We start from the raw sequence: 25,837 nt of genomic DNA, 5'->3' as shown, positions 1-25,837 counted from the left end.
GTGAGGCGGAGTGACGTGGGGTGGGAGGGATGAGGACGGAGAGCGGGCGGGTTGGCGGCGGGGCGGGATGAGGGGTGGGAGGGGTGGGTGGTGGCTAGAGGCGGTGGGCGGAGGGGGTGGTGGTGACGCCGCGGGTGTCGAAGAAGCGCTTGGCGATGTGGGCCAGGGCGTCGACGTCGTACTCGCGGTGGTTCTGGACCAGGATGACCAGGTCGGCGGCGGCGACGGCGCCCTCCAGGTCGTCGTTGCGGGACACCGGCAGGCCCGCCACGTCCCAGGTCGTCACGTGGGGGTCGTGGTAGCTCACCACCGCGCCGAGCGACGCCAGCTGGCGGGCGAGCGGTGACGCCGGCGACTCGCGCTGGTCGGCGATGTCGGCCTTGTACGTGATGCCGAGCAGCAGGACCGAGGCGCCGCGGACCGCGAGCCCGTCGGCGTTGAGCAGGTTCTGGGCGCGCCGGGCGACGTACGCCGGCATCGTGGCGTTGATCTCCTGGGCCAGCTCGACGAAGCGGAACGGGTAGCCGAGCTTGCTGCGTACGTTATGGGAGAGGTAGTTGGGGTCGATCGGGATGCAATGACCGCCGACGCCCGGCCCGGGATAGAACGCCTGGAAGCCGAAGGGCTTGGTCGAGGCGGCGTTGATCACGTCCCAGAGGTCGATGTCCAGTTCGTGGCAGAACCGCGCCATCTCGTTGACCAGCGCGATGTTGACGTGCCGGTAGGTGTTCTCGAGCAGCTTCGCGGTCTCCGCCTCGCGGGTGCCGCGGGCCCGGACCACCGTCTCGATGAAGCGGCCGTAGAACGCGGCCGCCGCCGACGTGCAGGCCGGCGTCCAGCCACCGACCACCTTCGGGGTGTTGTGCGCGCCGTAGACCGCGTTGCCCGGGTCGATCCGCTCCGGGGAGAACGCGAGGTGGAAGTCGGCGCCAGCGGTCAGGCCGGAGAGCTGTTCGAGGAGCGGGCGCACCACGTCGTCGGTGGTGCCGGGGTACGTGGTCGACTCGAGCACCACGAGCATCCCGGTGCGCAGGTTGCGCCCGACCGCCCGGGTCGCGCCGATCACCGCGCGCAGGTCCGGGCCGTCGCCCTCGGAGAGCGGGGTGGGCACGCAGATCACCGCCGTGCGCGCGGTGGCGATCAGCGTCTCGTCGGCGGTCGGGTGGAAGCCGCCGCGCAGCATCAGCGACACGTCCGCCTCGCTCAGGTCGTCCACGTGCGAGCGTCCGGCGGCGAGCGACTTCACCACGGTCTCGTCGACGTCGAATCCGAGCACGGTCAGGCCGGCCCGGATCGCCTGCTGGGCCAGGGGGAGGCCGACGTATCCGAGGCCGAGGATGACGACGTCGTAGGTCACGGGAGTTCTCCTAAATGGTCAGGCGGCCAGGCGTGGAGCGGGGCGCGGGACGGCGGTGGTCCCGGCACGCGGCTGGGCGAGCTCGTACGGGGACGGGAACGGCAGGTAGGCCGGCAGGAACTCGGCGAGCAGCGCGTCCTGGACCGCGACCGCCTCGCCGCGGGTGTCCACGTCGTTGAGGCAGAACGCGTCCATGTGGCGGTGCCGGAGCAGGGTGGCCAGGCGTACCGGCGTGGCGGCGTCGGCCAGGTCGGTGTACTGGTAGCTGATCGTGCCGGTGACCGCCTGCCCGGTCAGGTACGCGTAGTACTGCTGGAGCGAGGAGAGCAGCGAGACGTCGTCCGGGTGCCGGAACTGGTGTTCGGCGGTGGTGCGCACCTGCTCGTGGAAGTGCCGTTCGATCTGCTCCAGCACGCTGCGCCGGGACGGGTACGGCGTGTGCATCATCTTGCGGGTCAGCACCCGGCCGAACATCTCCCGGATCAGCCGCCGGTTGTTCTTGGCGGCCGAGTCGGCGGGCCGGTCGCGCGGTCCCCGGTCGTCCAGGTCGACCTGGTTCTTCGACGGGAAGAACTTGGTCAGGCCGCCGGGGGTGAAGAACAGGTCCGGGGTGACCGGGCGGCCCAGGATCATGTCGTCGTTGAGGTACAGGAAGTGCTCGGCGAGCCCGGGGATCCGGTGCAGCCGGGACTCGATCGCCTGCGAGTTGAAGGTCGGCAGGGTGCCGGTCGTCCCGAAGATCTCCCGGTGCCCGACCAGGGTCAGCCCGGGGTGGCCCAGGTCCAGCCAGGCCGGCACCTGGTCGTCGGTGACCAGGAAGACGTGGCGTATCCAGGGGGCGAAGCAGTGCACGGCGCGCAGCGCGTACCGGAGTTCGTCACGGCTGGCGTACCGGGAGTCGTTGGCGGCCTGCCGGTTGACCTCGGTCACCCACTCGTTGCCGGCCAGCGCCCGGGCCTTGCGCCGCTGCCAGGCCGGGTCGCCACCGTCCACCCAGGTCACCACCGCGTCGACCGGGAAGCCGATCCGGTCCGGGCCGACCGCCGTGAAGATCCGCCGGGTCCGGTAGGCGGTGGTGTCCGCCGGATCGCTGAAGTCGCCGAAGACCGGTTCGGGCGCGTCCACCTCGGGTTCGCCGGCCGGGATCGAGTCGGCCACCGGGTTGCGCCGCGGCGCGATCAGCCGGTCGCCGTGCTCCCGCCAGAACTCGACCTCGCACGCGTGTTCGGCGCCGAGCACCAGGGTCCCGCCCGGGTCGCTCACCGGCCAGCAGACCGCCACCACGCCGGCGCCGACGGTCAGGATCCGGCCGTGGTCCCGCCGGGCGGTCCGCTTCAGCAGGCGGAGGGCCGTCCTCCGATCGGTCTCCCGTACGGCGAGGGCCGTCCGCAGAGGATCCGTGGCGGGTACGCGGAACCACGCCACCCCACCGCCGTCCAGTGTTCCGGTGACCCGGTCCAGGTTCTCCCGGCGTACCCGGGAAGGGGCCGAGGAGGCCACCACCCGGGCCGGAACCCGCCCCGCGGCCGTGCGGACCCGGATCGTCGCGCCCGGCGCCGCAGGCCGGTGCCGCCGGGGAGCGGGCAGCGGCATCAGCGCGCGGGCCACCCGGAGCCGGCGTTCGGGGGCGATCCGGGGCAGGAGGCGAGCCTGGGCGGCACGGAAGATCCGCCGCCGGACCGGCCAGGGCGCCAGCCGCAGGATCCGCCGCAGGGTCGGGCCGTCGTCCTTACGCACGCTCGCCCTAACGTCGTGTCATCGGCGAAAGTTGCGCCTATATCACGATGTATGGCCTTTTGCGTGTTCGTCGGCGGCGATGCGAGGTCCACCCTTAGGGGAACGGTTCAGGGGTCCGTCCGATGCGGGAGGTTGCGCGGGCGCGGCATGGTGGAGGAGGTTGGCACCTTCGAGCGCGGGAGGCCGCGATGGGCAAGGCAGTGGCGTTTCTGGTGGCGGTGGTCGCCGGGGTGATCGCGGTGGGCTGGGTGGTCAGCTCCCTGCTCGGCGGCGTTCTCTACTACCTGATCGTGGGCGCGCTGGTGGTCGGCGGCGGTCTCTGGTTGTACGGGAAGGTCCGCGGCGAGCTCGCGCCGGGCACCCGGACGCAGCGGCGGATCGAGGCCGCGGCCAAGACCTACCGCATGCGGAACCGGTGAGCCTTCTCCGGTACGGCTAGGCTTGCGGTCGACGCCACCACTGACGAACAACGGGAAGCCGCATCGTGTTTGACACCCTGAGTGACCGCCTGTCCGGAATCTTCGGCAAGCTCCGCGGCAAGGGCCGGCTCACCGATGCCGACATCGACGCCACCGCGCGCGAGATCCGCCTTGCGCTGCTGGAGGCGGATGTCGCGCTGCCGGTGGTCAAGGTGTTCATCGCCAACCTCAAGGAGCGGGCGCGCGGCGCCGAGGTCTCCCAGGCCCTGAACCCCGCCCAGCAGATCATCAAGATCGTCCACGAAGAGCTGATCAACGTGCTCGGCGGTGAGGGCCGGCGTCTGGTCTTCGCCAAGCAGCCGCCCACCGTGATCATGTTGGCCGGTCTCCAGGGCGCCGGTAAGACCACGCTCGCCGGCAAGCTCTCCCGCTGGCTCAAGGGCCAGGGCCACCAGCCGCTGCTGGTCGCCGCCGACCTCCAGCGGCCGAACGCGGTCAACCAGCTCCAGGTGGTCGGTGGCCGGGCCGGCGTCGACGTCTACGCTCCCGAGCCGGGCAGCGGCGTCGGTGACCCGGTCAAGGTCGCGAAGGACTCGATCGAGGTCGCCCGGCGTACGGCCAAGGACATCGTCATCGTCGACACCGCCGGCCGTCTCGGCATCGACGAGGAGATGATGCGGCAGGCCCGCGACATCCGGGACGCGGTCCAGCCGGACGAGGTCATCTTCGTCATCGACGCGATGGTCGGCCAGGACGCGGTGCAGACCGCCGAGGCCTTCCGGGACGGCGTCGGCGTCACCGGTGTGGTCCTCTCCAAGCTCGACGGTGACGCCCGCGGTGGTGCCGCGCTCTCCGTCCGGCACGTCACCGGCCAGCCGATCCTCTTCGCCTCCACCGGCGAGAAGCTGGAGGACTTCGACGTCTTCCACCCGGACCGGATGGCCAGCCGGATCCTCGGCATGGGCGACGTCCTGACCCTCATCGAGCAGGCCGAGCAGGCCTTCGACGATGAGCAGAAGGAGAAGATGACCAGCAAGCTGCTCGGTGGCGAGCAGTTCACGCTGGAGGACTTCCTGGACCAGCTGATCGCGGTCCGCCGGATGGGCCCGATCGCCAACATCCTCGGCATGATGCCGGGGATGAACCAGCTCAAGGGCCAGCTGGACGAGCTCGACGACAGCCACTTCGACCGGGTCACCGCGATCATCCGCTCGATGACGCCGAAGGAGCGCACCGAGCCGAAGATCATCAACGCCTCCCGGCGGCTGCGCATCGCGAACGGCTCCGGTGTCACCGTGATGGAGGTGAACCAGCTGCTCAACCGCTTCGCCGACGCGCAGAAGATGATGAAGCAGATGAGCGGCATGATGGGCCTGCCGGGCGGGCGCCGCAGCGCGACCAAGAGCTCGAAGAACAAGCGCAAGGGCAAGCAGTCCGGCAACCGGCCGCGGGTCGGCGGCGGCATGCCCAAGGGCTTCCCGGGCGGGATGCCGCAGCTGCCGCCGGGCATGGACCCGAGCGCGCTGGCCGGCGGCGGGATGCCCCCGGGCTTCAAGCTCCCCAAGCTCGACTTCAACAAGCTGAGCAAGCCGAAGGACGACTGACGTCGCTCACGGGCGGCTGATCCGGTAGGACTTACCCATGGCGTTGCATGTGCGTGGGACGGTCCTGCCGGACGGCGAAGTCCGGGACCTCTGGCTGGTCGGCGACCGGGTCACCTTCGAGCGGGTACCGGACGCGGAGACGATCAGCGACGGCGGCTTCATCGTCCCCGGGCTGGTCGACGCCCACTGCCACCTCGGCATCGCGTACGGTGCGAAGCCGATCGAGGGGCTGGACCAGGCCCGGGAGCTGGCGTACACCGACCGCGACGCCGGGGTGCTGGCACTGCGGGACGCGGGTAGCCCGTACCCGTACCCGGAACTGGATGACGAACAGGGCGTGCCGCGCCTCGCACGGGCCGGGCGGCACGTGGCCGCGCCTCGCCGCTACCTGCGGGACATCGGCGTGGAGGTGGCGGCCGCCGAGGTCACCGCCGCGGTGACCGAGCAGGCGAAGGCCGGCACCGGCTGGGTGAAGCTGGTCGGCGACTGGATCGACCGCGAGGTGGGCGACCTGGCCCCGAGCTGGGACGCGACGACGATGGCGGCCGCCGTCGAGGCCGCGCACGCCGCCGGGGCCCGCGCCGCGGTGCACACGTTCTCCGAGGAGGGCGTCGAGATCATGGTGAAGGCCGGGGTCGACTCGGTCGAGCACGGCACCGGCCTGTCCCTCGAACTGATCGACGAGATGGCCCGCCGCGGCACCGCCCTGGTCCCCACGATGATCAACATCCGGACCTTCGGGAAGATCGCCGACCAGGCCCGGGAGAAGTTCTCCGGGTACGCCGACCACATGATCGCCCTGCGCGACAACTTCCCCGAGGTGGTGCTCGCCGCGCACGAGGCCGGCGTCCCGATCTACGTCGGCACCGACGCGGGCGGCGGCATCCGGCACGGCCTGGCCGCCGAGGAGATGCTCTACCTGCACGAGGCCGGCATCCCCGCCGCCGACGTGCTCGCCGCGGCGTCGTGGAGGGCGCGGGAGTGGCTCGGCTTCCCCGGCCTGGTCGAGGGCGGCCTCGCCGACCTGGTGGTCTACGAGGCCGACCCGCGCGCCGACCTGCGCGTGGTCCGCGCCCCGAGCCGCATCGTCCTGCGCGGCGCGGTCATCCGCTGACCGTGCCGGTCCCGGTTCCGGCTGGTGCTCAGGTGTGCCTCACGCCGCGCGAGGCACACCTGAGCACCAGCCACTTCAGTGGGTGAACCGCCAGAGGCGCAACGTCCCGCCGGTGGGGCAGGCGAGGACCTCGGCGCTCACCGCGCAGTCGCCGGTGAGCCCGGGGACCGTGCCGAGCCCGGTGCGGGCGCCGTCCCGGGCCGAGACCGCGGAGACCGAGCCGTCGGCGCCCACCCAGAGCACGTCGTCGTCGTCGATCCAGTCCGCGGTGCCCGGCCCGGCGAAGAGCAGGCGGCCGGAACCGTCGTAGACCGCGGTCTGGGTGGCGCCGCCGAGGAGCACCCGGGAGCCCCGTACCCGGAGGAAGGTCTCCGCCTGGGAGGTCGTGGAGCTCCTCCAGACGACCTCGCCGTCGGTGGCGTCGATCGCGAGGACCTCGGTGTGCTCGCCGTCGGGCTGGTACTGGTACAGGCAGAGCCGGCCGTCGCCGCAGGCCCGGACGGCGCCCGTCCGCCACCCCGCCGGCGCGGTGTAGAGGATCCGGGTCCCGTCGCCGCTCAGGTCGGTCTCCCGGAGGGTCCGGCCCACGCTGCTGAGGAGCTTCCCGTCGTCGGCGATCGCGGCGGCCGGCGCCGGCTGACCGGTGGCCACGGTGTCCCGGACCTTCCCGGTACCGATGTCGATCACCCGGACCTTGCCGCTCTTCGTGACCTGCACCAGGTCGCCGTCGGTGATCCGGACGAGCGGCCCGAGATCGCCCGAGCCGACCTCGTCGGTGCCCACCAGATAGGCCGGGGTGTCGTCGCCGGCCGGCACCCGCCAGGTGTGATCGAGGTCGTCGAGATCGAAGCCCTTGAGCGCGCCGTTCGTGTTCTGCAGCACCAGCATCCCGCCACCCGTGATCCACCGGGAGCCGAACTGCCAGGCGACGGAGAGGGTGCTCTGCCCGGTCTCCGGATCGAGCACGTGCGTGTCGGCGTCGAGGTCCAGCGTGGTCCGCTCGGTCGCCGACGCGGGTTCGGTGACCAGCAGCGCACCCGGGATCGCGACCAGCCCGGCCTGCTCGGAGAGGCGCTCGTAGGTGGTGGACGACCAGAGCACCGCCCCGGTCGAGGCGTCCACCGCGACCACCCGGCCCCCGCCGCCGGGGAGGGTCACGACACCGTAGATCCGGCCGTCCGCCTCGATCACCCGCTGCCAGGTGTCGTTCCCGTCGCCGTGGACGACCGGCCCGCCGATCGGGGACATCCCGCTCACCCGGTCGTCCTGGGTGGTGGGGAGGATCGGGTGGGTGCGGTCGTCCGGGCGGTACCGGACGGCGAGGCCGACCCCGGCGAGCACGACGAGGAGCACGGCGGACGCCGCGAGCGCCGCGCGGTTGCGGTTGCGCCGCCGGCCACGGCGGATCGCGGCCCCGGGCGGGGGCAGCGGAAGGGCGTCGGCCTCGCGGCCCAGCGCCGCGAACAGGTCGTCGATGTCAGCGGGCACGACGGGCTCCTTCCGGCACGATGGTGTCGCCGAGGGCGGCGGCGAGCGCGGACCGGCCCCGGGAGAGCCAGGATTTGACGGTGCCCTGTGCGGCGCCGGTCTCCACGGCGATCTCGGCGATCGAACGGTCCAGCAGGTAGTGCAGGGCGAGGGCGCGGCGCTGCGCGTCCGGCAGCTCGCGCATCGCCCGGACCAGTAGCACCAGGTTCTCCGAGGGGGGATCGACCGGCGCGGGTGGCGGTTCGGCCTCGGCGCGGGCCCGGCGTACGAAGATCCGGCGCCACCGGTCGGCGGAGAGCCGGTTTACCACCAGGCGCAGCCACGCCTCGGGATCCTCGTACGCCGACACCCGCCGCCACCGTTGCCAGGCCCGCGCGTACGCCTCCTGGACCAGGTCCTGTGCCTCGCCCGGGTCGCCGGTCAGGCCGTACGCGTAGCGCGCCAGCCGCCGGGCGGTGTCCCGGTAGAAGTCGTCGAACTCCATCGTCACCCCGTCCTCCTCTGCCGAGGGACACGGGAAGCCCACCCGGAGGGTTGCACCGGGGCCGCGACTACGATGCTTCCTCATGGCTCGCGTGCTCACTCCCCGTGCGGAGGACTTCCCCCGCTGGTACCAGGACCTCATCGCCAAGGCGCAGCTCGCCGACAACGGCCCGGTGCGCGGCACGATGGTCATCCGGCCGGTCGGTTACGCCGTGTGGGAGCGGATGCAGGCCGACATGGACGCGCGGATCAAGGAGCAGGGCGTTCAGAACGCCTACTTCCCGCTCTTCATCCCGGAGAACTACCTGCGCCGTGAGGCCGACCACGTCGAGGGCTTCTCGCCGGAGCTGGCCGTGGTCACCCACGCCGGCGGCAAGGAGCTCGCCGAGCCGCTGGTGGTCCGCCCCACCAGCGAGACCGTGATCGGCGAGTTCATGGCCAAGTGGGTGGACTCGTACCGTGACCTGCCCCTGCTGCTCAACCAGTGGGCGAACGTGGTCCGGTGGGAGCTGCGCCCGCGGACCTTCCTGCGCACCACCGAGTTCCTCTGGCAGGAGGGTCACACCGCGCACGCCACCGAGCAGGACGCCCGGGATCACGCCCGCGAGATCCACAAGCACGTCTACCAGGCGTTCATGGAGGACCTGCTGGCGATCCCGGTGATCCCCGGCCGCAAGACCAGGGGTGAGCGCTTCGCCGGTGCCACCAACACGATGACCGTCGAGGCGATGATGGGCGACGGCAAGGCGCTGCAGATGGGCACCTCGCACGAGCTCGGGCAGAACTTCGCGAAGGCGTTCGACATCACCTACTCGTCGGCCGAGCGGACCGTCGAGCACGCCTGGACCACCTCGTGGGGCACCTCGACCCGGATGCTCGGCGGTCTGATCATGGTGCACGGCGACGACAACGGCCTGCGGCTGCCGCCGCGCCTCGCGCCGATCCAGGTACAGATCATGGTGGTCAAGGCCGGCGAGGGCGTCACCGAGGCGGCGGTCCAGCTCCGTGACGAGCTCAAGGCCCTGGGGGTACGCGTCAAGCTCGACGACCGTGCCGACATCCCGTTCGGCCGGCGTGCCGTGGACGCGGAGCTGCAGGGCATCCCGGTCCGCGTCGAGGTCGGTCCCCGCGACCTGGCCACCGGCAACGTGACCGTGGCCCGGCGGATCGACGGCTCCAAGTCGCCGCTGCCGCTGGGCGAGGCGGCCGCCGCGGTGGAGGCCGCGCTCAAGGCCGACCAGCAGCGCCTCTTCGACGACGCGCTGGCCTTCCGTGCGGAGCGCACCTTCGACGTGAAGACGCTGGGCGAGGCGATCGACGCCGCGCAGACCGGGTTCGCCCGGGTGCCGTGGTCGGCGGTCGGCGAGGCGGGCGAGAAGGAGGCGAACGGCAAGGCCGTCACGGTCCGCTGCCTGACCCGCGAGGACGGCACGATGCCCGAGTCGGACGACGAGCCCGGCCTGATCGCGTACCTGGCCCGCTCCTACTGATCGTGACGTTCTGATCGTGGCCTTCACACCGGGACGTCTGGTCCTGCACCGGGACACCCACCACGGCCGGATCGCCTTCGTGCATCCCGGCCGGGTGGTCTCGGACGACGAGCGCGGGCTGCTCATCTGGGTGGCCCGCGGCTCGGTGATCGCCGTCGAGCGGACGCTCGACGGCCTCGGGCCGCGCGACCTGTCGTACGAGGCCTGGATGGCCGCCCCCAAGAGCCCGCGCCCGGCGACCTGGCAGGGACCGGGCGTGCTGCGGTTCTTCCCGCCGGGGGTGAACCACTCGGTCTGGCTCTTCCGGACCGATGCGGGCGACTTCAAGAACTACTACGTCAACCTGGAGGAGGCCGCCGTCCGCTGGGACGACGGCGACGTCGCCGGGTTCGACGTGATCGACCAGGACCTCGACGTCGAGGCGTTCCCCGACCTCTCCTGGCGGTGGAAGGACGAGGACGAGTTCGCCGAGCGGCTGGCCTTCCCGGAGCTCTACTGGGTCCCCGACCCGGACGCGGTCTGGGCCGAGGGGCGCCGGGTGATCAAGAAGATCGAGGCGGGGGAGTTCCCGTTCGACGGCACCTGGCTCGACTTCCGGCCCGATCCGTCCTGGGAGACCCCGGCTGAGCTGCCCGAGGGCTGGGACCGGCCGGTGGTGGCCCGCGCCTAGGGTCGGTTGGCGGGTGTCGCGTGCCATCTGGCAGAATGGTCAGCTGGTATCCGGCTCGCGTTCAGGCGCCCTCTAACCCCTGGCGCGGCCAATCCACGAGACATCGGTCCCGCATCCCCACGTGGGTTCCGTCGGCTCACCCGCGCTATGCATCAGGAGCGAATACACCGTGGCCGTTAAGATCCGGCTCCTGCGGATGGGCAAGATCCGCAACCCGCAGTACCGCATCGTCGTCGCCGACTCGCGCACCAAGCGCGACGGCCGCGCCATCGAGTACATCGGCATCTACCAGCCGAAGGAACACCCCTCGGTGATCGAGGTCAAGTCCGAGCGCGTGCAGTACTGGCTCTCCGTCGGCGCGCAGCCGAGCGAGCCCGTGCAGCGCATCCTGGAGAAGACGGGCGACTGGCAGAAGTTCAAGGGCCTGCCCGCCCCGGCGCCGCTGCTGGTCGCGCCGGCCAAGCAGAGCCGCACCGAGATCTACCAGGAGGAGGCGAAGGCCGCCGCCGGTCTCGCCGAGACCAAGCCGGCCGCCACGCCGAAGAAGGCCAAGGGCGAGAAGGCCGCCGAGGCCAAGGCCGAGTCGAAGCCCGCCGAGGCCGAGACCAAGCCGGCCGAGGCTGTCGCCGAGACGGCAGGGGACCCGGCCGGTGCCGGCGCCGACGCAAGCTGACGGGGCGCTCCGGCCCGCGCTGGAGCACCTCGTCAAGGGCATCGTCGACAACCCGGACGACGTCCGGGTGCGCATGGTCGACTCTCGCCGTGGCAAGCGGCTCGAGGTCCGCGTGCACCCGGAGGACCTGGGAACGGTCATCGGGCGCGGCGGACGTACGGCCAAGGCCCTGCGCCAGGTGATCGGCTCGATCGGCGGGCGTGGCATCCGGGTCGACATCGTCGACGCGTACTGATCGATGCTGCTCGTCGTCGGCCAGATCGGTAAGCCGCACGGTATCCGGGGAGAAGTCTCCGTCGTCGTGCGGACCGACGAGCCCGAGGCACGCTTCACCGTCGGGTCGGTGTTCACCACGGAGGTCCCCCGGGACCGCCGGGTGACCACCGGCCCGGCGGGCGCGCCTGCCCCCGGAGTTCGTTTCGAAGTACCGAAAGAACTCACCCTCGAACAGATCCGCTGGCATCAGGGCCGCGGGATCGCCGTCTTCGAGGGTATCTACGACCGCAACGTCGCCGAGGCGATGCGCGGCGTCTTCCTGCAGGTGGACAGCGCCACACTGGCGCCGCCGGACGACCCGGACGAGTTCCACGACCACCAGCTGATCGGGCTGCGGGTGGAGTCGGTCGACGGCACCGCGCTCGGCACCGTGCAGCGGATCGAGCACGCCCCGTCCTCGGACCTGATCGTGCTGGCGAAGTCCGCCGGCGGGACCGCCCTGATCCCGTTCGTCACCGCGATGGTGCCGACCGTGGACGTGCGCGGCGGCCGCGTGATCGTCGACCTCCCCGAAGGACTGCTGGACCTGTGAGGGTCGACATCGTCTCGATCTTCCCGGACTACTTCGCCCCGCTCGAGCTCTCGCTGATCGGCAAGGCGCGGTCCACCGGGACGCTCGACCTGAACGTGCACGATCTGCGCACCTGGACGTACGACGTGCACCGTACGGTCGACGACTCGCCGTACGGTGGCGGTCCCGGCATGGTGATGCGCCCGGAGCCGTGGGGCCAGGCCCTGGACGCCGTCGCCTCCCCGGGGGCCACCCTGGTCATCCCGTCCCCGGTCGGCAGGCCGTTCACCCAGGCGGACGCGTACGAGCTGGCGGCGCTGGAGCACCTGGTCTTCGCCTGCGGGCGGTACGAGGGCATCGACCAGCGGGTGATCGACGACGCCGCGGAGCGGATGCCGGTCCGCGAGGTCTCGCTCGGCGACTACGTGCTCTTCGGCGGCGAGGTCGCGGTCATCGTGATCATGGAGGCGATCACCCGGCTGCTCCCCGGCGTGCTCGGCAACGCCGACTCGCTCACCGAGGAGTCGCACGCGGCCGGTCTGCTGGAGGCCCCGGTCTACACCAAGCCGCAGTCCTGGCGCGATCGTGCGGTGCCGGACGTGCTGCGCTCCGGCGACCACGGCCGGATCGCCCGCTGGCGCCGCGAGCAGGCCCTGCTGCGGACCGCCGCCCGCCGCCCGGACATGTACGCCGCCTACCCGCCGGAGAACCTCGACAAGAAGGACCGGAAGGCGCTGGCCGAGGCCGGATTGGAACTGCCCCGGCCGGGTGTGGCAGAGTAGTGGGGTTGCCGTCTCCGCCCCGCGCCGTGGGGTGGGGCGAGGATCTCCTTGAGTGGCGGGGGATCAGAATCACCCACCGCGCACCGAACTCCCGGTGCGCCTCTAGTACGAGGATGCAGCGATGAACACGCTGGACGATCTCGACGCCCAGTCGCAGCGCACCGACCTTCCCGACTTCCGTGCCGGTGACACCCTCAAGGTGCACGTCCGGGTCGTCGAGGGCAACCGTTCCCGTGTCCAGGTCTTCCAGGGCGTCGTGATCGCCCGCCAGGGTTCCGGCCTGCGGGAGACCTTCAAGGTCCGCAAGATCAGCTTCGGCGTCGGCGTGGAGCGGACCTACCCGCTCAACAGCCCGGCGCTGGACAAGATCGAGGTCGTCACCCGTGGTGACGTGCGCCGCGCCAAGCTCTACTACCTGCGTGAGCTCCGTGGCAAGAAGGCCAAGATCAAGGAGCTGCGGGAGAAGCAGACCGTCTGACCGACTCCGATCGGGCAGTCACCGGCGCTGGCCCATTAAGCTTGCGCCGTGTGCCGGATGGTGAACCATTCCAGTGCTACCGCTCGTACGTTCCCCTAGCCGGGAAACGCGGGCGGTAGTGCTGTATCCGGGGACATTCGGCCAGCAGGCGTCAGGAGATGCGAAACGTGGATCCGATGGAAGGCTATCGGCCGGCGCGGCGACGGCGCTCGATCATTCGGCGCAAGGAGATGCCGCTCTGGCAGGAGCTGCCGTTGTTGCTCGTGGTGGCGTTCTGCCTGGCCGTGCTGATCAGGACCTTCCTGGTCCAGGCGTTCTTCATCCCCTCCGGGTCGATGCAGACGACCCTGGAGCTGAAGGACCGGGTACTGGTCAACAAGGTCGTCTATGACATGCGCGACCCCCTGCGCGGCGAGATCGTGGTCTTCCGCGGCACCGACAACTGGGCGCCCGAGGTCACCGAGCCGGTCAGCAACACCTTCCTGGCGAAGCTCGGCCGGACCATCGGCGACCTGGTCGGCGTCAGCCGCCCCGGTGAGCGGGACTTCATCAAACGGGTGATCGGCCTTCCGGGTGACAAGGTGGCCTGCTGCGACGAGCAGGGCCGGATCACCGTGAACGGCGAGGGCATCGACGAGCCGTACATCGCCGACGGGTTCAACTCCGATCTGAGCCAGCCGGCCATCGCCGGTCAGTGCACCAGCCGGAAATTCGCCGAGGTCACCGTCCCGGCCGACCAGATGTTCGTGATGGGCGATCACCGCTCGGTCTCCCAGGACGCGCGATGCCAGGGTCCGGTGCCGATCGAGAACGTGATCGGTCGCGCCTTCGTGATCGTCTGGCCGAGCAGCAGATTCACCGGGCTCAGCATCCCGGACGTCTGGAAGAACTTCGCCACCGAGCATCCGACCGCGGCCGCCGGGCCCGTCTCGCCGCAGCCGCGCCAGAACCCCACCGTCGCCGTCAGCCTGCTGCCGTTACTGCTGAGTGCCGCGTTCTCCGCGCGTTCCGGCATGTCCTTCGTGACTCGACGACGTAGGCTCCGAGCGTGATTGACGAGCAGACCGAAAAGCGCCACGGCTCCTTCTGGCGCGAACTGCCCATCCTGCTGTTCGTAGCGATCCTGGTCGCCGTACTGGTTCGCGCCTTCGTGCTGCAGACGTTCTACATCCCGTCCCCGTCGATGGAGCACACGCTCAACGTCTGGGACCGGGTGCTGGTCAACAAGCTCGTCTATGACTTCCGCGACCCCAAGCGCGGCGAGATCATCGTCTTCAAGGCACCGAGCGAGTGGCAGTCGGGCGCCGAGGGCGAGGACTTCATCAAGCGCGTCATCGGTACGCCCGGCGACCACGTGGTCTGCTGCGACTCCGAGCACCGCCTGCAGATCAACGGGCACTCGCTGGACGAGCCGTACGTCTACACCGCCGCCGACGGCACCCGGAACCAGGTCGCCGACGAGGAGTTCGACATCACCGTGCCGGACGGCCGGCTCTGGGTGATGGGCGACCACCGCGAGGCCTCCGGCGACTCCCTGGAGCACTACGAGCAGAGCACCGCGGCGGACGAGTCGGGCAAGATCCAGGACGCGACGATCACCATCGACTCGGTGGTCGGGCGCGCGTTCACGATCTTCTGGCCGGTCAACCGGGCGACGTGGCTGACGATCCCCTCGGAGTACGACGACATCCCGAACGCCTCGGCACAGTGACCCGGGCGCGTTCGTAAGATCCGCCGCGGGCGAATACCCTAGCGGGGTGACCGTCATCGAGCGCTGCGCGGGCCGCGTCCTGTTGCTGGATCACGCCGGGCGGGTTCTGCTGCTGCACGGCGGCGATCCCGCCCGCCCGGGGCTGCGCTGGTGGTTCACCCCGGGTGGTGGGCTGGAGCCGGGCGAGAGCACCGTCGAGGCGGCGGCCCGTGAGGTCTTCGAGGAGGTCGGGCTCCGGGTCACCCCGGCCGATCTCGGCGAGCCGATCGTGCACCAGACCGCCGAGTTCTCGTACGACGGCCGCGACTACCGCCAGACCCAGGACATCTTCCTGTTCCGGGTGAGCGACTGGCAGGTCGACACCGCCGGGATGAACGACGAGGAGCAGCGGACGATCACCGAGCACCGCTGGTGGTCGGCGACCGAGATCGACGCCAGCGACGCGCTGATCTACCCCGAGGAACTGGCCGACCTGGTCCGCCACCACCACCTGTCGCCCGGCCCATCCCCAGCGGCGCCGGTTCCGGCGGTGCCCGGTGTGCCTGCGCCAGGGTCGCTCGACGCGCGGGAGGAGGGCTGATGCTCGCCCCGCCCCGTACGATCGTGCGCCGGGAAGCCGGTCTCTACGCGCTGGAGCAGGCGCTGCAGCGGCGCGGCTTCGCGCACGTGGCCGGCGCCGACGAGGCCGGCCGGGGCGCCTGTGCCGGTCCGCTCGTCGCGGCCGCCGCGATCCTGCCGGGCGGCCGCCGTGGCGAGGTCCCCGGGCTGGCCGACTCCAAGCTGCTCACCGCGACGGCCCGGGAACGGGTGTACGCCGAGGTGGTCGACCGGGCGCTGGCCTGGTCCGTGATGATCATCCCGCCGGCCGAGGTCGACGCGCGCGGCCTGCACGTCTGCAATCTGGCCGCGATGCGCCGGGCGCTGGCGTCGCTGACCGTCCGCCCGGAGTACGTGCTGACCGACGGCTTCCCGGTGGACGGGCTGGGCGTGCCGGGTCTCGCGGTGTGGAAGGGCGACCGGGTCGCCGCCTGCGTCGCGGCGGCCAGCGTGCTCGCCAAGGTCACCCGGGATCGCCTGATGGTCGAGCTGGACGCGAAGTTCCCGCACTACGGCTTCGCGGTGCACAAGGGTTACATAACCGAGGAGCACACGGCCGCGCTGACCGCGCACGGGCCCTGCGCCGAGCACCGGTTCTCGTACGTGAACGTGGCCGCCGCCTCGGGCCGGGGAAACCGGCCACCGAAGGCGCGCCGTCCGGTCGCGGCACCGGTCGTTGCTCCGTCGTTGTTCGACGTATCCGTTACCGAGCCGCTGCTGCTTCCGGCAGCGGCTGAGGGTACCGTCGGCGTGGCGTCGGGCGAGCAGCCTCAGCCGTCGCCGTCGGTGGGGGAAGATGAGGCCATGGAGGGCGAGACACGATGAGCGCAGAGGATCTCGAGAAGTACGAGACCGAGATGGAGCTGCAGCTCTACCGGGAGTACCGCGACATCGTCCGCCAGTTCTCCTACGTCGTGGAGACGGAGCGCCGGTTCTACCTGGCCAACCAGGTCGACCTGCACGTGCGCAACTCCGACGGCGAGGTGTACTTCGAGGTCGAGATGCACGACGCCTGGGTCTGGGACATGTATCGTCCCGCCCGTTTCGTCAAGAACGTGCGGGTGATGACGTTCAAGGACGTGAACGTGGAGGAGCTGGAGAAGCCGGATATCTCGCTGCCGGACGAGCCCGGCTTCGGCGGCTGACCGGGTTCTCCACAGCGGGCGGTCGTCCACAGGGCGGGCGCCCGGCCGGGTGACGGCCGGGCAGCCTCGCCCACATGACACTGCTCGCGTTCCTCCTCCTACCGCTCCCGCTTCTCCCCGGCCCGCCGGCGTGGGCCCCGGCGTTGCGGAGTCCGGTGCCGCGGCCGGCCGTGTTCGCCTGGCCGGTGGCGCCGCCGCGGGTGACCCGCCGGTTCGACCCGCCGCCCCGGCCCTGGCTCGCCGGGCACCGCGGTGCCGACCTGGCGGCCCCGCCCGGCACGACGGTCCGTACGGCGGGCGCCGGGGTGGTGGTCTACGCCCGGATCCTCGCCGGGCGCGGGGTGGTCAGCGTGGCGCACCCCGGCGGCCTGCGGACCACCTACGAGCCGGTGATCGCCGCGGTGGCGCCCGGTGACGTGCTGGCGGCGGGCGATCCGCTCGGCACCCTCGAACCGGGCCACCCGGGCTGTCCCGCCGTGGCCTGCCTGCACTGGGGCCTGCGCGAGGGCGCCCGCTACCTGGACCCGCTGAGCCTGCTCGGCCTGGGCCGGGTCCGGCTCCTGCCGCTCGACCGGTAGCCGCCGGGCCCTACCGTCGCCACGCGGTTCCCCGCCACCGCCGTCCGCCTGCCTGCTTGGCGCTTGCTCTCCTACCGCTGCCACTCGCTGAGCACGGCGGGGAGGCGCTCGGCCAGGTGGTGGTACTCCTGCGGCCGGTTGTAGACCTGCGCGCTCAGCCGGAGCAGGCCCCGGCCGCCCCAGGCGCTCACCTGCGTCTCCACGCCCAGCTTGTCGGCGATGTGCCGGCGCAGCGCGTGCGCCTCGGGGAACGTCGTGGCCAGCCCGGCGGGCAGCGGCACGACACGCATGGCCACCCCGGGTCCGCCGGGGTCCGGCAGGTCGGCGGGCGCGAGGCCGAGTGCCTCACCGACGACCCGTTGACCGTACGCCGCCAGGGAGGCGTTGTGCGCCCGCACCACGTCGGGTCCGAGCGTGCGCAGCGTGTAGACGCCGGCGGGCGCCGCCAGCCACGGGGTGTAGTCCAGCGTGCCCTGGAACTCGACGGAGAGCGGGAAGCCCCGATCCTGCTCCCAGGAGACGACGAGCGGGTCGATCCGGCGCCGCCAGGCGGGCGCCACGGCCAGCAGCCCGGTGCCGCGCGGTGCCCCACGCCCACTTGTGCAGGTTCCCCACCCAGAAGTCGGCCCCGATCGCACCGACGTCCACGGGCAGCATGCCGGGCGCGTGGGCGGCGTCGACCAGCACCGGGATGCCGTGCTCCCGGGCCGCGGCGGTGAGCTCGCGGACCGGCAGGAGGGTGGCGGTCGGCGACGTGACCTGGTCCACCACGAGAAGCCGGGTCCGTCCCGGCCGCAGGGCAGCGCGTACCCGGGAAACGATCTCGGAAGCGGAGGCGCCCCAGGGGAGGGCGACCGTCCGCGCGCTCGCGCCGGTCCGGCGGCACTGGCGGCGGACGGCCATCGCGACCGCGCCGTAGACGTGATCGGTGAGCAGCACCTCGTCCGAGGGGCCGAGCGGGACCGACTGCAGCACCAGCGAGGCCGCGGCGGTGGCGTTCGGGACCAGCGCGCTGCCGTCCGGGTCGGCGCCGAGGAAACCGGCCAGGTGCCGTCGGGTGTGGACGATCCGGTCGAGCAGCCCGTCGCCGAAGAAGCGCATCGGGTTGGCGTCCATCTCGTCCCGGAGGCGCTGCTGTGCGCGCTGCACGGGGATCGGGAGCGCGCCGAACGACCCGTGGTTGAGGTAGGAGACCGCCGGATCCAGCGAGAACAGGAGCCGTGCGCCGGGAACGGGCCGTGGCGGATCTTCGGCGCTCATGGCCTGGATGGTACGTGTCCCGGCAGGGCTCCCCGCCCCGCTTCTCCCGGGCGGCTTCTCCCGGGCCGCCTCTCCCGTTCCGTCCTCCCGGGCCGTCCTCCTGTCTCAGGCGCGGGGGTGTGCCTGGTTGAAGGCGGCGCGGAGGCGTTCGGTGGAGACGTGGGTGTAGATCTGGGTGCTCGACAGCGAGCTGTGGCCGAGCAACTCCTGGACTGCGCGCAGGTCGGCGCCGCCGTCGAGCAGGTGGGTGGCGGCGGAGTGGCGCAGGCCGTGCGGGCTGGTGTGCGGCAGCCCGGCCCGGCGGGCGGCGTCGGCGACGATCCGGCGGACCACGGTCTGCTGGACGCGGCCGCCCTTGAGGCCGAGGAAGAGCGCGTCCCGGCTGCCCGGCGTCGTGAGCCGATCCCGCCCCGCGCGCAGCCAGAGGTCGAGGGCGTCGCGGGCCGGGTGACCGAAAGGGACCGCGCGTTCCTTGGCGCCCTTGCCGAGCACCCGGACCACCTGACGGGCGTGGTCAACGTCGCCGCGGTCCAGTTGGCAGAGCTCGCTCACCCGGATGCCGGTGGCGTACAGCAGCTCCAGGACGGCCCGGTCCCGGATCGCCAGGGCCTCGTCCGCATTGTCGTTTCTTCCTGGTCCTTCCCGGCCTTCCCGAGCGCCCGGGCCGGACTGCCCCTTTCGAGTGGCCTGTCTCTCTCGAGTGGCCTGTCTCTCTCGAGTGGCCTGTCTCTCCTGGGTGACCAGCGCGGCGGCCTGGTCGGCGCGCAGGACCGCGGGGAGGTCGCGGTGCGCCTTCGGGCTCGCCAGCGGAGCGCCCACGTCAGCGGCCGTGAGCCCGGAACGGTGGGCCCACCCGGTGAAGGCCCGTGCCGTGGCCGCACGGCGAGCCTGAGAGGTGCGTGCGGCCCCCTCGGCGAGCCGGGCGGCCAGCCAGCCGCGCAGCACGGCGAGGTCGAGCTCCCCGGCGTCCGCGTAGCCCTGCCGCGCCGCGTGGTCGAGCAGCGAGATCACGTCGCCGGCGTACGCGCGGACGGTGTGCGCGGAGCGCCCCTCGACCGAGGCGAGGTAGCGCGCGAAACGGTCGGCCGCGTCGCGGAGCGCGGGCGGCAGGGCGGCGTGCATGTCCCGGGTACGCATCGTCCTCGACCGTGGCCCGTGTGCTCGTGATCGTCAAGTCGTCCCGGTTCCTGTCACACCCCCGGCATAGCGTCGGGGCATGGCTCAGTGGGAAGAGATCGAGAAGGCGGCGCCGGAGTTCGCCGCGCGGGTGCGGCAGCGCTTCGAGGCCGGCACCAACAAGACCATCGCGACCCTCCGCCGCGACGGTTCGCCCCGGATCAGCGCCACCGAGGCGGAGTTCAAGGACGGTGAGGTCACCTTCGGCTCGATGCCCGGCGCGGTGAAGCTGCGTGACGTCCAGCGGGACCCGCGGATCGCCATGCACTGCCCGACGCTGGAGCCCCCGGCGGAGAACCCGGAGACCTGGGCGGGCGACGCCAAGCTCGCCGGCCTGGCGGTCGCCATCCCACCACCGGCGGACTCCCCGCACCAGGACGCCGGGTTCTTCCGGGTGGACATCCGCGAGGTCGTGCTGACCTACGTCGGCGTGCCCGCGGATCACCTGGTCATCGAGTCCTGGCACGAGGGCCGCGGCTACCGGCGCCGGACGCGCGCATAGCCCGCGTCTCGGAGCCCGGGCGCCCGGGTGCGTCCGCGCTCGGAGCCCGGGCGCCCGGCTGTGTCCGCGTCTCGGAGGCCGGGCGCGCTCCGGGTCAGGCCGTGGCGCCGGCCGGGTTCCGGGACGCCGGCCGGGTTCCGGGACGCGGGCCGGGTTCCGGGACGCGGGCCGCCTATCCCGCTCAGAGGCGCTCCGGTGGGTCCCGGGTCCAGGCCAGGAACCGTTCGTAGAGGTCGTGCGGCGCCGTACGGCTCCCGGCCGGCATGTCCTCGATGGCGTCGTACATCTGCGAGGAGAGGTAGACGCGCAGCAGGGACGGGAAGGCGCGGTACTCCCGGAGCAGGCGTTCCCGGGCGGGATCGCAGGGCCAGGGCGCGCCGCAGACACGGCAGTTCCAGTGCGGGCGATCGTGCAGATGCTCGTCGTCGGTGCTCATGGGTCTCCCCGATCCGTCCGGGCACGGCGTCCCGGACCTGGTCGTTCCGGCGGGTCGGTCAGGCGGGTCGGTCAGGCGGATCGCCGGCCGGTGCCGTGGCCGGTGCCGTGGCCGGTGCCGTGGTCGCGGTGCTTGCCCGGGGCGTTCCCACCGGTCCGGAACTCCTGGGCGGGCGTGAGGTTCCCGGCACGGCCCACGTTCCGGGCGACGTGGCGGGGGAGCGGGATCCGGGCCGTCTCACCGGGCCTCGGCGCCGCCGCACCGGACCATGGCGTGCCGCCGGGCCCCGCCGCTGTGCCGCCGGGCCCCGCCGTCGTGCCGCCGGGATCCGGAGGGGGCCGGTCCTCGGAGGTCGGTCGCACCGGAGAGTGAATCGGATAGTCGGGTGTCGACGGCGGAACCAGCAGGTCCACACAGGGTGCCCGGAGGCCGCAGACACAGCGTCGCCACAGTGTCCGCCAGTCTCGGCGGTGAACAGGGGAAAGGGGCACTCGTGGAGTGCCTGTCCGACGGGAAGGCATGAGGCGGATCCTAGGTAGCACCAGACAAGCTGTCGGCCGACAACCCTGCAAGCGACTAATAGTCCCGCGCCTACGGTCGATCATGTGGGAGTGAAGCCGATCAGACTCATGGGCGCGCACGAGATCCGCATCCGCCTGGGCGGCGTGAGCCGGCAGCGGGCGTACCAGATCACCAGCCGGGCCGACTTTCCGAAACCGGTCGCTGACCTGGCACAAGGCAAGGTCTGGCTGACCGAGGACGTCGAGGCGTGGATGAAGATCCACCGACGGGATGTGGACGAGACCGAGGAGTGAAACCGTTGTCGCCCCGCATCGCGCGGCGCGACAACGGACGAGGGTCTTCGCGGGCCGCGTGACCCGGCCGGGACCGTGGCCGGAGCCTTGCGGAACCCGCGAACGAATCTGCGGATTTCCCTCTCCCGGGCGTTGACACAACGCCAGCTAGGCGCTGCGCGCAATGTGCGCGGGGCTCTGTTCCGCGGTCGGTTCCGGGGCTGCGCGGAGTCAGGAGCGGGCCAGGGCGATGCCGGACTCCCGGCGGACCACGAGGCCCTCGGCCTCCAGCAGCGACAGCCGCCGCAGCACCGTGCGCAGGCCGAGCCGTGCGCCCGCGGAGATCTCCTCCGGTGTGGACGTCCCGTTCCGCGGCAGCGCCTCCAGGATCAGCGCCGACTCCTCGTCCAGCGCGTCCCGTGGGTGCTCCCGCCCGCGTGGCGGCGGCGCCAGGTACTCACCGGCCCGGCCGACCTCCTCCAGCACGTCGGCGGCCGAGGTCACCAGCCTCGCGTACGGGTGAGTCCGCAGCAGTTCGTGGCACCCGACCGACATGGCCGAGGTGACCGGCCCCGGCACCACCATGGCCCGCCGGTTCAGGGCCAGCACCCGGCTCATCGTCTGGGCGGCCCCGCTGCGCGCCGACGCCTCGACCACCACGGTCCCGGCCGTCGCCGCCGCGATCACCCGGTTCCGGATCAGGAACCGGTGCCGCAGCGGCTCCGCGCCCGGCGGCCACTCGCTGATCAGCAGCCCCTTCGCCAGCACCCGCTCGAACATCGCGGTGTTGCCCACCGGATAGGGCCGGTCCACCCCGCAGGCCAGCACCGCGACCGTACGGCCACCGGCCGCCAGCGCCGCCCGGTGTGCCGCCGCGTCGATCCCGAACGCGCCGCCCGACACGACGGTCCACCTCTCACCGGCCAGCTGGTACGCCATCTCATGGGTCACATGGGTCCCGTACGACGTGGCGGCCCGCGCCCCGACGACCGCGATCGATCGGTCCAGGGTCTCGTGCAGGGGGTGCTCTCCGCGTACCCAGAAGCAGAGCGGCGTCCGGGTGTCCCAGTTGACCCGCCCCGGCGCCGTCATCTCCAGCCCGGCGAGCTCGTCCACGCACGGCGGCCACTCCGGACTTCCGGGCACGATCAGCCGTGCCCCGACCCGTTCACCGCGCCGCAGCGCCGCTTCGGCGACCTTCCGCGCGTCCGCGTTCGCGGTGCGCGCGTTGACCGCCGCCCGCAACGGCCCGTCCGGTATGTCACCACGCAGCAAGCGCTCCAGTGTCTCAGTAGCCCCGTGCGCCTTCACCAGCGCCCAGACCACCCGATTCCCGGGCTCCGCCAGCCAGGTGAGCGCCACGCGGGCCGCCACATCCGCTCCCTCCACCACGCCGTCGGTCACGGCTCCCTCCGCCCCACCGACGAATCCGCCCCGGCGACGACCGGCCGCAGCGAACCCCCGTCCGGGCGGTACCGAACCCGTTTCGCCCGAAGAGGCGGGATCAGCCACGCGGCTCGTTCCCGGCGTTTCGGTCTCCCGGAGGGGCGTGGCCGTAAGCACGCCGGGATGGTGGCTTCACCTGCGGCCGTCGGCCGGAGGCGGGCCGCGGGGCGTGTCGTCGGGTCGGTGGTCATCCTTTTTCTCCGGTTCGTAGTTGGAGGGCCTCGCCGACGTCGGCCCGGCCCGGCCGGTCGCGTCCGTCGAGGTCGGCTATCGACCAGGCGATGCGCAGCACGCGGTCGAAGCCCCGTGCCGAGATGTCGCCCCGGTCCAGGGCACGGCGCAACATGACCGTGTCCGCGGGTGGCAGGGCCCAGGGGTGCTGCCGCAGTGCCGGGCCCGGAACCTCGCCGTTGAGGCGCCATCCGTCCGCCGCCCAGCGCGCCGCGGACGCGGAACGCGCCCGCGCGACCCGGGTGGCGATCGTGGCCGAGGCCTCGGACGCCTGGGCCGGGTCCAGCAGGTGATAGGCGCGCAGCGGCAGCAGGTTGACCCTGATGTCGATCCGGTCCAGGAACGGCCCGGAGAGCCGGCCCAGGTATCGCCGCCGGATCACCGGACCGCAGGTGCACAGGTGGTCGCCGGCCGGCGACGCGCACGGGCAGGGATTCGCCGCGATCACGAGCTGGACCCGGGCCGGGTACTCGGTCGTGCCGCGCGCCCTGGCCAGCACCACCCGGCCGCTCTCCAGCGGCTGCCGCAGGGCTTGGAGGGTGGCGCGGGCTATCTCGGGGGCCTCGTCGAGGAAGAGGACGCCGCGGTGAGCCAGGGAGAGCGCGCCCGGCCGGGCGAGCCCGGGACCTCCGCCGATCAGGGAGGCCTGACTCGATGTGTGATGCGGCGCCTGGAACGGCGGTCTGCGGATCAGCCCGCCGTCGGACGGGAGCAGACCGGCGATCGACTGGAGCGCGGTCACCTCGAGCGCCGCGTCGTCGTCCAGCAGTGGCAGGAGGGACGGAAGGCGTTCCGCGAGCATCGTCTTGCCGGCTCCGGGCGGGCCGAAGAGCGCGAGGTGATGCCCGCCCGCGGCGGCGATCTCCAGGGAGTATCGGCCGATCTGCTGACCGGTCAGATCGGCCAGGTCCGGGCCGGGCGTGACCGGCACGGTGCTCTCCGGGGGCGGTTCGAGGAGCGGCCCGGTTCCCAGGACGAAGTCGACGAAACGGTGCAGGGAGTCCACGCCGCGCACCGTGACACCGGGCACCACCGCGGCCTCCCGGGCGTTCTCGACGGGGACGATCATCCGGGTGACGCCCGCGCGGGCCGCCGCGGCCACCATCGGCAGCACCCCGCGGACCGGGCGGACCGTGCCGTCCAGTCCGAGCTCGCCCAGCAGCACCACACCGTCGAGCGGCGCGGGCGGCAGTCTGCCGGTGCCGGCCATCAGGGCCGCGGCGATCGCGAGGTCGAAGCCGCTGCCGTGTTTGGGCAGATCGGCGGGGAGGAGGTTCACCGTGATGCGGCGGTTGGGCCACTCCTGGCCGGAGTTGACCATGGCGGCCCGGACCCGGTCGCGGGCCTCGTTCAGGGCGGCGTCCGGGAGGCCGGTCAGGACCAGGGCGGGCAGGCCGGTGGAGAGGTCGGCCTCGACCTCGACCAGGCGGCCGCTCACGCCGATCAGGCCGACGCAGAGTACGCGGGCGTAGCTCATCAGAACGCGTCCCGGATGTGCACCACGCGGGCGGCGCCCCGTGGCTGGGGGAGGACCTCGACCACGTCGAAGCGGATCTGGCGGGCGTGCTCGCCGGACTCGGCCAGCCAGCGCGCGGCCAGTTGCCGCAGTTTGCGGATCTTTCGGCGGGTGACCGCGGCCGCCGGTGGGCCGAAGGCCGCGGTACGCCGGGTCTTCACCTCGCAGAAGACCACGTCCTCGCCGTCGCGCAGGATGAGGTCGACCTCGCCGTCCGGGCAGCGCCAGTTGCGCCGCAGGACGGTCAGGCCGCTGTCCTCGAGATGCCGGGCGGCGAGTCGCTCGCCGTACGCGCCGACCGCCCGTCGCTGAGTCGTCATGCGGCGGACGGTGGCAGGGATCCGGTCCGTCCCGCCGGGGCGCTGTGGACAGGCCGGGATTGTGGATTCCCGGTGCGTCACCTTTCGGTGTGATAGCGCGGGGAGGGGGATTCCGCGCTACGGTCCCCTGTCGTGGAGCATCGTTACGCCGACGAGAGCGGGCCCAGCTGGTACACGGGGAACCGGTACCCCGATCGTGACCAGGAGGAGGCGACGGGTTCGCACGCGTTCGGCGGCGATCCGTACGACACCGGTGGCCTGCGCCTGCCCGAGCAGCGCCCCGCCGACTCCGGCCGGATCCCGATCCGCGGCGCGGAGTACCCGCCGGTCCAGCCGTCGGTTCCGCCGTTTCCGGCACCGGGTCCGCCCGCCCCGCTCGAACCGGTGCCGCCGGTCGCCGAGCCGACGAGCCTGGTCCCGCCGGTCACCGCGGAGCGCCGCCGTTCGGCCCAGGGCCGTTCGACCCAGGGCCGTTCGACGCAGAGCCGGTCGGACCAGGGGCGCTCGGACCGGGGGCGTCCCGCCGACGGGGTGTACCGCACTCGCCGCCCGCTCTCCGCGGTGATCCTCGCGGTGGCGGTGCTGGTACTGCTGGTGCCGGTGTTGCGGCTGCTGATGACCGCGACCTTCGCCGGCACCCCGACCGCGCGCGGGATCGTCCCGGCGGTGCTGCTCACCCTGGGGCTGGCGCTGACCGGTTTCGGCCTCTTCGCCGCGGCCGGTACCACGGCCGCGCCCCGCGAGGCGTGGCTGCGCCCGCCCCTGGTCTACCTCCCGGCCGGCCTGATCCTCCTCCTCGCCGCGGGCCTCGCGGTCGCCTGACCGGAACCGTCTGACCGGAACCGCCTGACCGGAGGCCCGCGCGTAGGAAGAGCGCCGCCTGAGGGGGAAGGACACCCCGATGGAGGAACGGCCGCGTGGGCCTGACCGGAAGTGAACAGGGGAGCGGGGGAAAGGCCGAGGCGCGGGACGAGCGGGGGAGAGCCGCTCGCCCGAGGGCGGACCGGGTCGATCAACACGTTGGCGTATGCTTGTTTCCGGCG

General features: G+C 72.3%; 29 protein-coding genes and 1 pseudogene. 19 read left to right on the top strand and 11 right to left on the bottom strand.

Going from position 1 to position 25,837, the window contains the following annotated elements:
• Positions 1–94: 94 nt before the first annotated feature.
• Both AB0M08_RS28230 and AB0M08_RS28225 read right to left on the bottom strand, forming a co-directional pair.
• On the bottom strand, positions 95–1,357 hold the full coding sequence (locus AB0M08_RS28230; protein ID WP_364499362.1) for a nucleotide sugar dehydrogenase: 1,263 nt from the start codon (positions 1,355–1,357) through the stop codon (positions 95–97).
• Between the two features lie 18 nt (positions 1,358–1,375).
• Positions 1,376–3,094, bottom strand: coding sequence for a stealth family protein (locus AB0M08_RS28225; protein WP_364499360.1), 1,719 nt, complete (start codon positions 3,092–3,094; stop codon positions 1,376–1,378).
• Between the two features lie 188 nt (positions 3,095–3,282).
• Here AB0M08_RS28225 and AB0M08_RS28220 point away from each other — a divergent pair, with 188 nt between their 5' ends.
• From AB0M08_RS28220 to AB0M08_RS28210, 3 genes are all read left to right on the top strand, one after another.
• Positions 3,283–3,513: a hypothetical protein gene (locus AB0M08_RS28220; RefSeq protein ID WP_364499358.1), complete on the top strand. Its 231-nt coding sequence runs from the start codon at positions 3,283–3,285 to the stop codon at positions 3,511–3,513.
• Positions 3,514–3,578: 65 nt separating this feature from the next.
• Positions 3,579–5,117: a signal recognition particle protein gene (gene ffh, locus AB0M08_RS28215; RefSeq protein WP_364499355.1), complete on the top strand. Its 1,539-nt coding sequence runs from the start codon at positions 3,579–3,581 to the stop codon at positions 5,115–5,117.
• Positions 5,118–5,154: 37 nt separating this feature from the next.
• Positions 5,155–6,231 (top strand): amidohydrolase family protein, encoded by a 1,077-nt coding sequence (locus AB0M08_RS28210; RefSeq protein WP_364499352.1) that lies wholly within the window; start codon positions 5,155–5,157, stop codon positions 6,229–6,231.
• Positions 6,232–6,306: 75 nt separating this feature from the next.
• Here the strand turns inward: AB0M08_RS28210 and AB0M08_RS28205 are convergent, their stop codons facing one another.
• Both AB0M08_RS28205 and AB0M08_RS28200 read right to left on the bottom strand, forming a co-directional pair.
• The gene (locus tag AB0M08_RS28205; RefSeq protein WP_364499349.1) at positions 6,307–7,719 is read right to left on the bottom strand and encodes a PQQ-binding-like beta-propeller repeat protein; all 1,413 of its coding nucleotides are present in this window, start codon (positions 7,717–7,719) and stop codon (positions 6,307–6,309) included.
• Positions 7,709–8,203 carry a SigE family RNA polymerase sigma factor gene (locus AB0M08_RS28200; RefSeq protein WP_364499455.1) on the bottom strand — a complete coding sequence of 165 codons (495 nt, stop codon included), beginning with the start codon at positions 8,201–8,203 and terminating at the stop codon, positions 7,709–7,711. The genes AB0M08_RS28205 and AB0M08_RS28200 overlap by 11 nt, the downstream gene beginning before the upstream one ends.
• Before the next feature lie 82 nt (positions 8,204–8,285).
• Between AB0M08_RS28200 and proS the strand changes: the two genes are divergently transcribed.
• The 13 genes from proS (at position 8,286) to AB0M08_RS28135 (ending at position 17,113) form a co-directional block, all read left to right on the top strand.
• Positions 8,286–9,692 (top strand): proline--tRNA ligase, encoded by a 1,407-nt coding sequence (gene proS, locus AB0M08_RS28195; RefSeq protein WP_364499347.1) that lies wholly within the window; start codon positions 8,286–8,288, stop codon positions 9,690–9,692.
• 16 nt (positions 9,693–9,708) lie between these two features.
• Positions 9,709–10,362 carry a DUF402 domain-containing protein gene (locus AB0M08_RS28190; RefSeq protein WP_364499345.1) on the top strand — a complete coding sequence of 218 codons (654 nt, stop codon included), beginning with the start codon at positions 9,709–9,711 and terminating at the stop codon, positions 10,360–10,362.
• 169 nt (positions 10,363–10,531) lie between these two features.
• The gene (gene rpsP, locus AB0M08_RS28185) at positions 10,532–11,035 is read left to right on the top strand and encodes a 30S ribosomal protein S16 (RefSeq protein ID WP_364499342.1); all 504 of its coding nucleotides are present in this window, start codon (positions 10,532–10,534) and stop codon (positions 11,033–11,035) included.
• The gene (locus tag AB0M08_RS28180; protein ID WP_364499339.1) at positions 11,013–11,270 is read left to right on the top strand and encodes an RNA-binding protein; all 258 of its coding nucleotides are present in this window, start codon (positions 11,013–11,015) and stop codon (positions 11,268–11,270) included. The genes rpsP and AB0M08_RS28180 overlap by 23 nt, the downstream gene beginning before the upstream one ends.
• 6 nt (positions 11,271–11,276) lie before the next feature.
• On the top strand, positions 11,277–11,843 hold the full coding sequence (rimM, locus tag AB0M08_RS28175) for a ribosome maturation factor RimM (RefSeq protein ID WP_364499453.1): 567 nt from the start codon (positions 11,277–11,279) through the stop codon (positions 11,841–11,843).
• Positions 11,840–12,604 carry a tRNA (guanosine(37)-N1)-methyltransferase TrmD gene (gene trmD / locus AB0M08_RS28170; protein WP_364499336.1) on the top strand — a complete coding sequence of 255 codons (765 nt, stop codon included), beginning with the start codon at positions 11,840–11,842 and terminating at the stop codon, positions 12,602–12,604. The genes rimM and trmD overlap by 4 nt, the downstream gene beginning before the upstream one ends.
• Before the next feature lie 121 nt (positions 12,605–12,725).
• Positions 12,726–13,082 (top strand): 50S ribosomal protein L19, encoded by a 357-nt coding sequence (rplS, locus tag AB0M08_RS28165; RefSeq protein WP_364499333.1) that lies wholly within the window; start codon positions 12,726–12,728, stop codon positions 13,080–13,082.
• A 176-nt stretch (positions 13,083–13,258) separates the two neighbouring features.
• Positions 13,259–14,134 (top strand): signal peptidase I, encoded by an 876-nt coding sequence (gene lepB / locus AB0M08_RS28160; protein ID WP_364499330.1) that lies wholly within the window; start codon positions 13,259–13,261, stop codon positions 14,132–14,134.
• Positions 14,131–14,793: a signal peptidase I gene (gene lepB, locus AB0M08_RS28155; RefSeq protein ID WP_364499327.1), complete on the top strand. Its 663-nt coding sequence runs from the start codon at positions 14,131–14,133 to the stop codon at positions 14,791–14,793. The genes lepB (AB0M08_RS28160) and lepB (AB0M08_RS28155) overlap by 4 nt, the downstream gene beginning before the upstream one ends.
• Before the next feature lie 46 nt (positions 14,794–14,839).
• Positions 14,840–15,373: an NUDIX domain-containing protein gene (locus tag AB0M08_RS28150; RefSeq protein WP_364499324.1), complete on the top strand. Its 534-nt coding sequence runs from the start codon at positions 14,840–14,842 to the stop codon at positions 15,371–15,373.
• The gene (locus AB0M08_RS28145; RefSeq protein ID WP_364499321.1) at positions 15,373–16,215 is read left to right on the top strand and encodes a ribonuclease HII; all 843 of its coding nucleotides are present in this window, start codon (positions 15,373–15,375) and stop codon (positions 16,213–16,215) included. Before AB0M08_RS28150 ends, AB0M08_RS28145 begins: the two co-directional genes overlap by 1 nt.
• Positions 16,212–16,535: a DUF2469 domain-containing protein gene (locus tag AB0M08_RS28140; RefSeq protein ID WP_067505225.1), complete on the top strand. Its 324-nt coding sequence runs from the start codon at positions 16,212–16,214 to the stop codon at positions 16,533–16,535. The genes AB0M08_RS28145 and AB0M08_RS28140 overlap by 4 nt, the downstream gene beginning before the upstream one ends.
• 74 nt (positions 16,536–16,609) lie before the next feature.
• The gene (locus AB0M08_RS28135) at positions 16,610–17,113 is read left to right on the top strand and encodes a M23 family metallopeptidase (protein ID WP_364499318.1); all 504 of its coding nucleotides are present in this window, start codon (positions 16,610–16,612) and stop codon (positions 17,111–17,113) included.
• Between the two features lie 71 nt (positions 17,114–17,184).
• Here AB0M08_RS28135 and AB0M08_RS28130 read toward each other — a convergent pair.
• Positions 17,185–18,373, bottom strand: a pseudogene (locus tag AB0M08_RS28130) (aminotransferase class V-fold PLP-dependent enzyme).
• A 105-nt stretch (positions 18,374–18,478) separates the two neighbouring features.
• Positions 18,479–19,510 carry a tyrosine recombinase XerC gene (locus AB0M08_RS28125; protein ID WP_364499316.1) on the bottom strand — a complete coding sequence of 344 codons (1,032 nt, stop codon included), beginning with the start codon at positions 19,508–19,510 and terminating at the stop codon, positions 18,479–18,481.
• Between the two features lie 79 nt (positions 19,511–19,589).
• On the opposite strand from AB0M08_RS28125, the gene AB0M08_RS28120 reads away from it, so the two are divergent.
• On the top strand, positions 19,590–20,051 hold the full coding sequence (locus AB0M08_RS28120) for a pyridoxamine 5'-phosphate oxidase family protein (protein WP_364499313.1): 462 nt from the start codon (positions 19,590–19,592) through the stop codon (positions 20,049–20,051).
• 181 nt (positions 20,052–20,232) lie between these two features.
• Here AB0M08_RS28120 and AB0M08_RS28115 read toward each other — a convergent pair whose 3' ends face one another.
• Positions 20,233–20,487 carry a hypothetical protein gene (locus AB0M08_RS28115; RefSeq protein ID WP_364499311.1) on the bottom strand — a complete coding sequence of 85 codons (255 nt, stop codon included), beginning with the start codon at positions 20,485–20,487 and terminating at the stop codon, positions 20,233–20,235.
• Between the two features lie 71 nt (positions 20,488–20,558).
• Positions 20,559–20,849: a hypothetical protein gene (locus tag AB0M08_RS28110; protein WP_364499309.1), complete on the bottom strand. Its 291-nt coding sequence runs from the start codon at positions 20,847–20,849 to the stop codon at positions 20,559–20,561.
• A 267-nt stretch (positions 20,850–21,116) separates the two neighbouring features.
• On the opposite strand from AB0M08_RS28110, the gene AB0M08_RS28105 reads away from it, so the two are divergent.
• Positions 21,117–21,302 (top strand): AlpA family phage regulatory protein, encoded by a 186-nt coding sequence (locus AB0M08_RS28105; RefSeq protein WP_364499450.1) that lies wholly within the window; start codon positions 21,117–21,119, stop codon positions 21,300–21,302.
• A 210-nt stretch (positions 21,303–21,512) separates the two neighbouring features.
• Here the strand turns inward: AB0M08_RS28105 and dprA are convergent, their stop codons facing one another.
• The 3 genes from dprA to AB0M08_RS28090 all read right to left on the bottom strand — a co-directional run bounded on the left by dprA (position 21,513) and on the right by AB0M08_RS28090 (position 24,794).
• On the bottom strand, positions 21,513–22,685 hold the full coding sequence (gene dprA, locus AB0M08_RS28100) for a DNA-processing protein DprA (RefSeq protein ID WP_364499306.1): 1,173 nt from the start codon (positions 22,683–22,685) through the stop codon (positions 21,513–21,515).
• A gap of 229 nt (positions 22,686–22,914) precedes the next feature.
• Complete coding sequence (locus AB0M08_RS28095) at positions 22,915–24,435, bottom strand: YifB family Mg chelatase-like AAA ATPase (RefSeq protein ID WP_364499303.1); 1,521 nt, start codon at positions 24,433–24,435, stop codon at positions 22,915–22,917.
• On the bottom strand, positions 24,435–24,794 hold the full coding sequence (locus AB0M08_RS28090; RefSeq protein WP_364499300.1) for a YraN family protein: 360 nt from the start codon (positions 24,792–24,794) through the stop codon (positions 24,435–24,437). Before AB0M08_RS28090 ends, AB0M08_RS28095 begins: the two co-directional genes overlap by 1 nt.
• 132 nt (positions 24,795–24,926) lie before the next feature.
• On the opposite strand from AB0M08_RS28090, the gene AB0M08_RS28085 reads away from it, so the two are divergent.
• Positions 24,927–25,616: a hypothetical protein gene (locus tag AB0M08_RS28085; protein ID WP_364499297.1), complete on the top strand. Its 690-nt coding sequence runs from the start codon at positions 24,927–24,929 to the stop codon at positions 25,614–25,616.
• The last annotated feature ends 221 nt before the right edge of the window (positions 25,617–25,837 follow it).

Source organism: Actinoplanes sp. NPDC051851, assembly GCF_040681165.1.
In the GTDB taxonomy this organism is placed as follows: Bacteria; Actinomycetota; Actinomycetes; order Mycobacteriales; family Micromonosporaceae; genus Actinoplanes.
The sequence above is the reverse complement of the archived record's forward strand: the minus strand, read 5'-3'. Positions and strand labels throughout refer to the sequence as shown.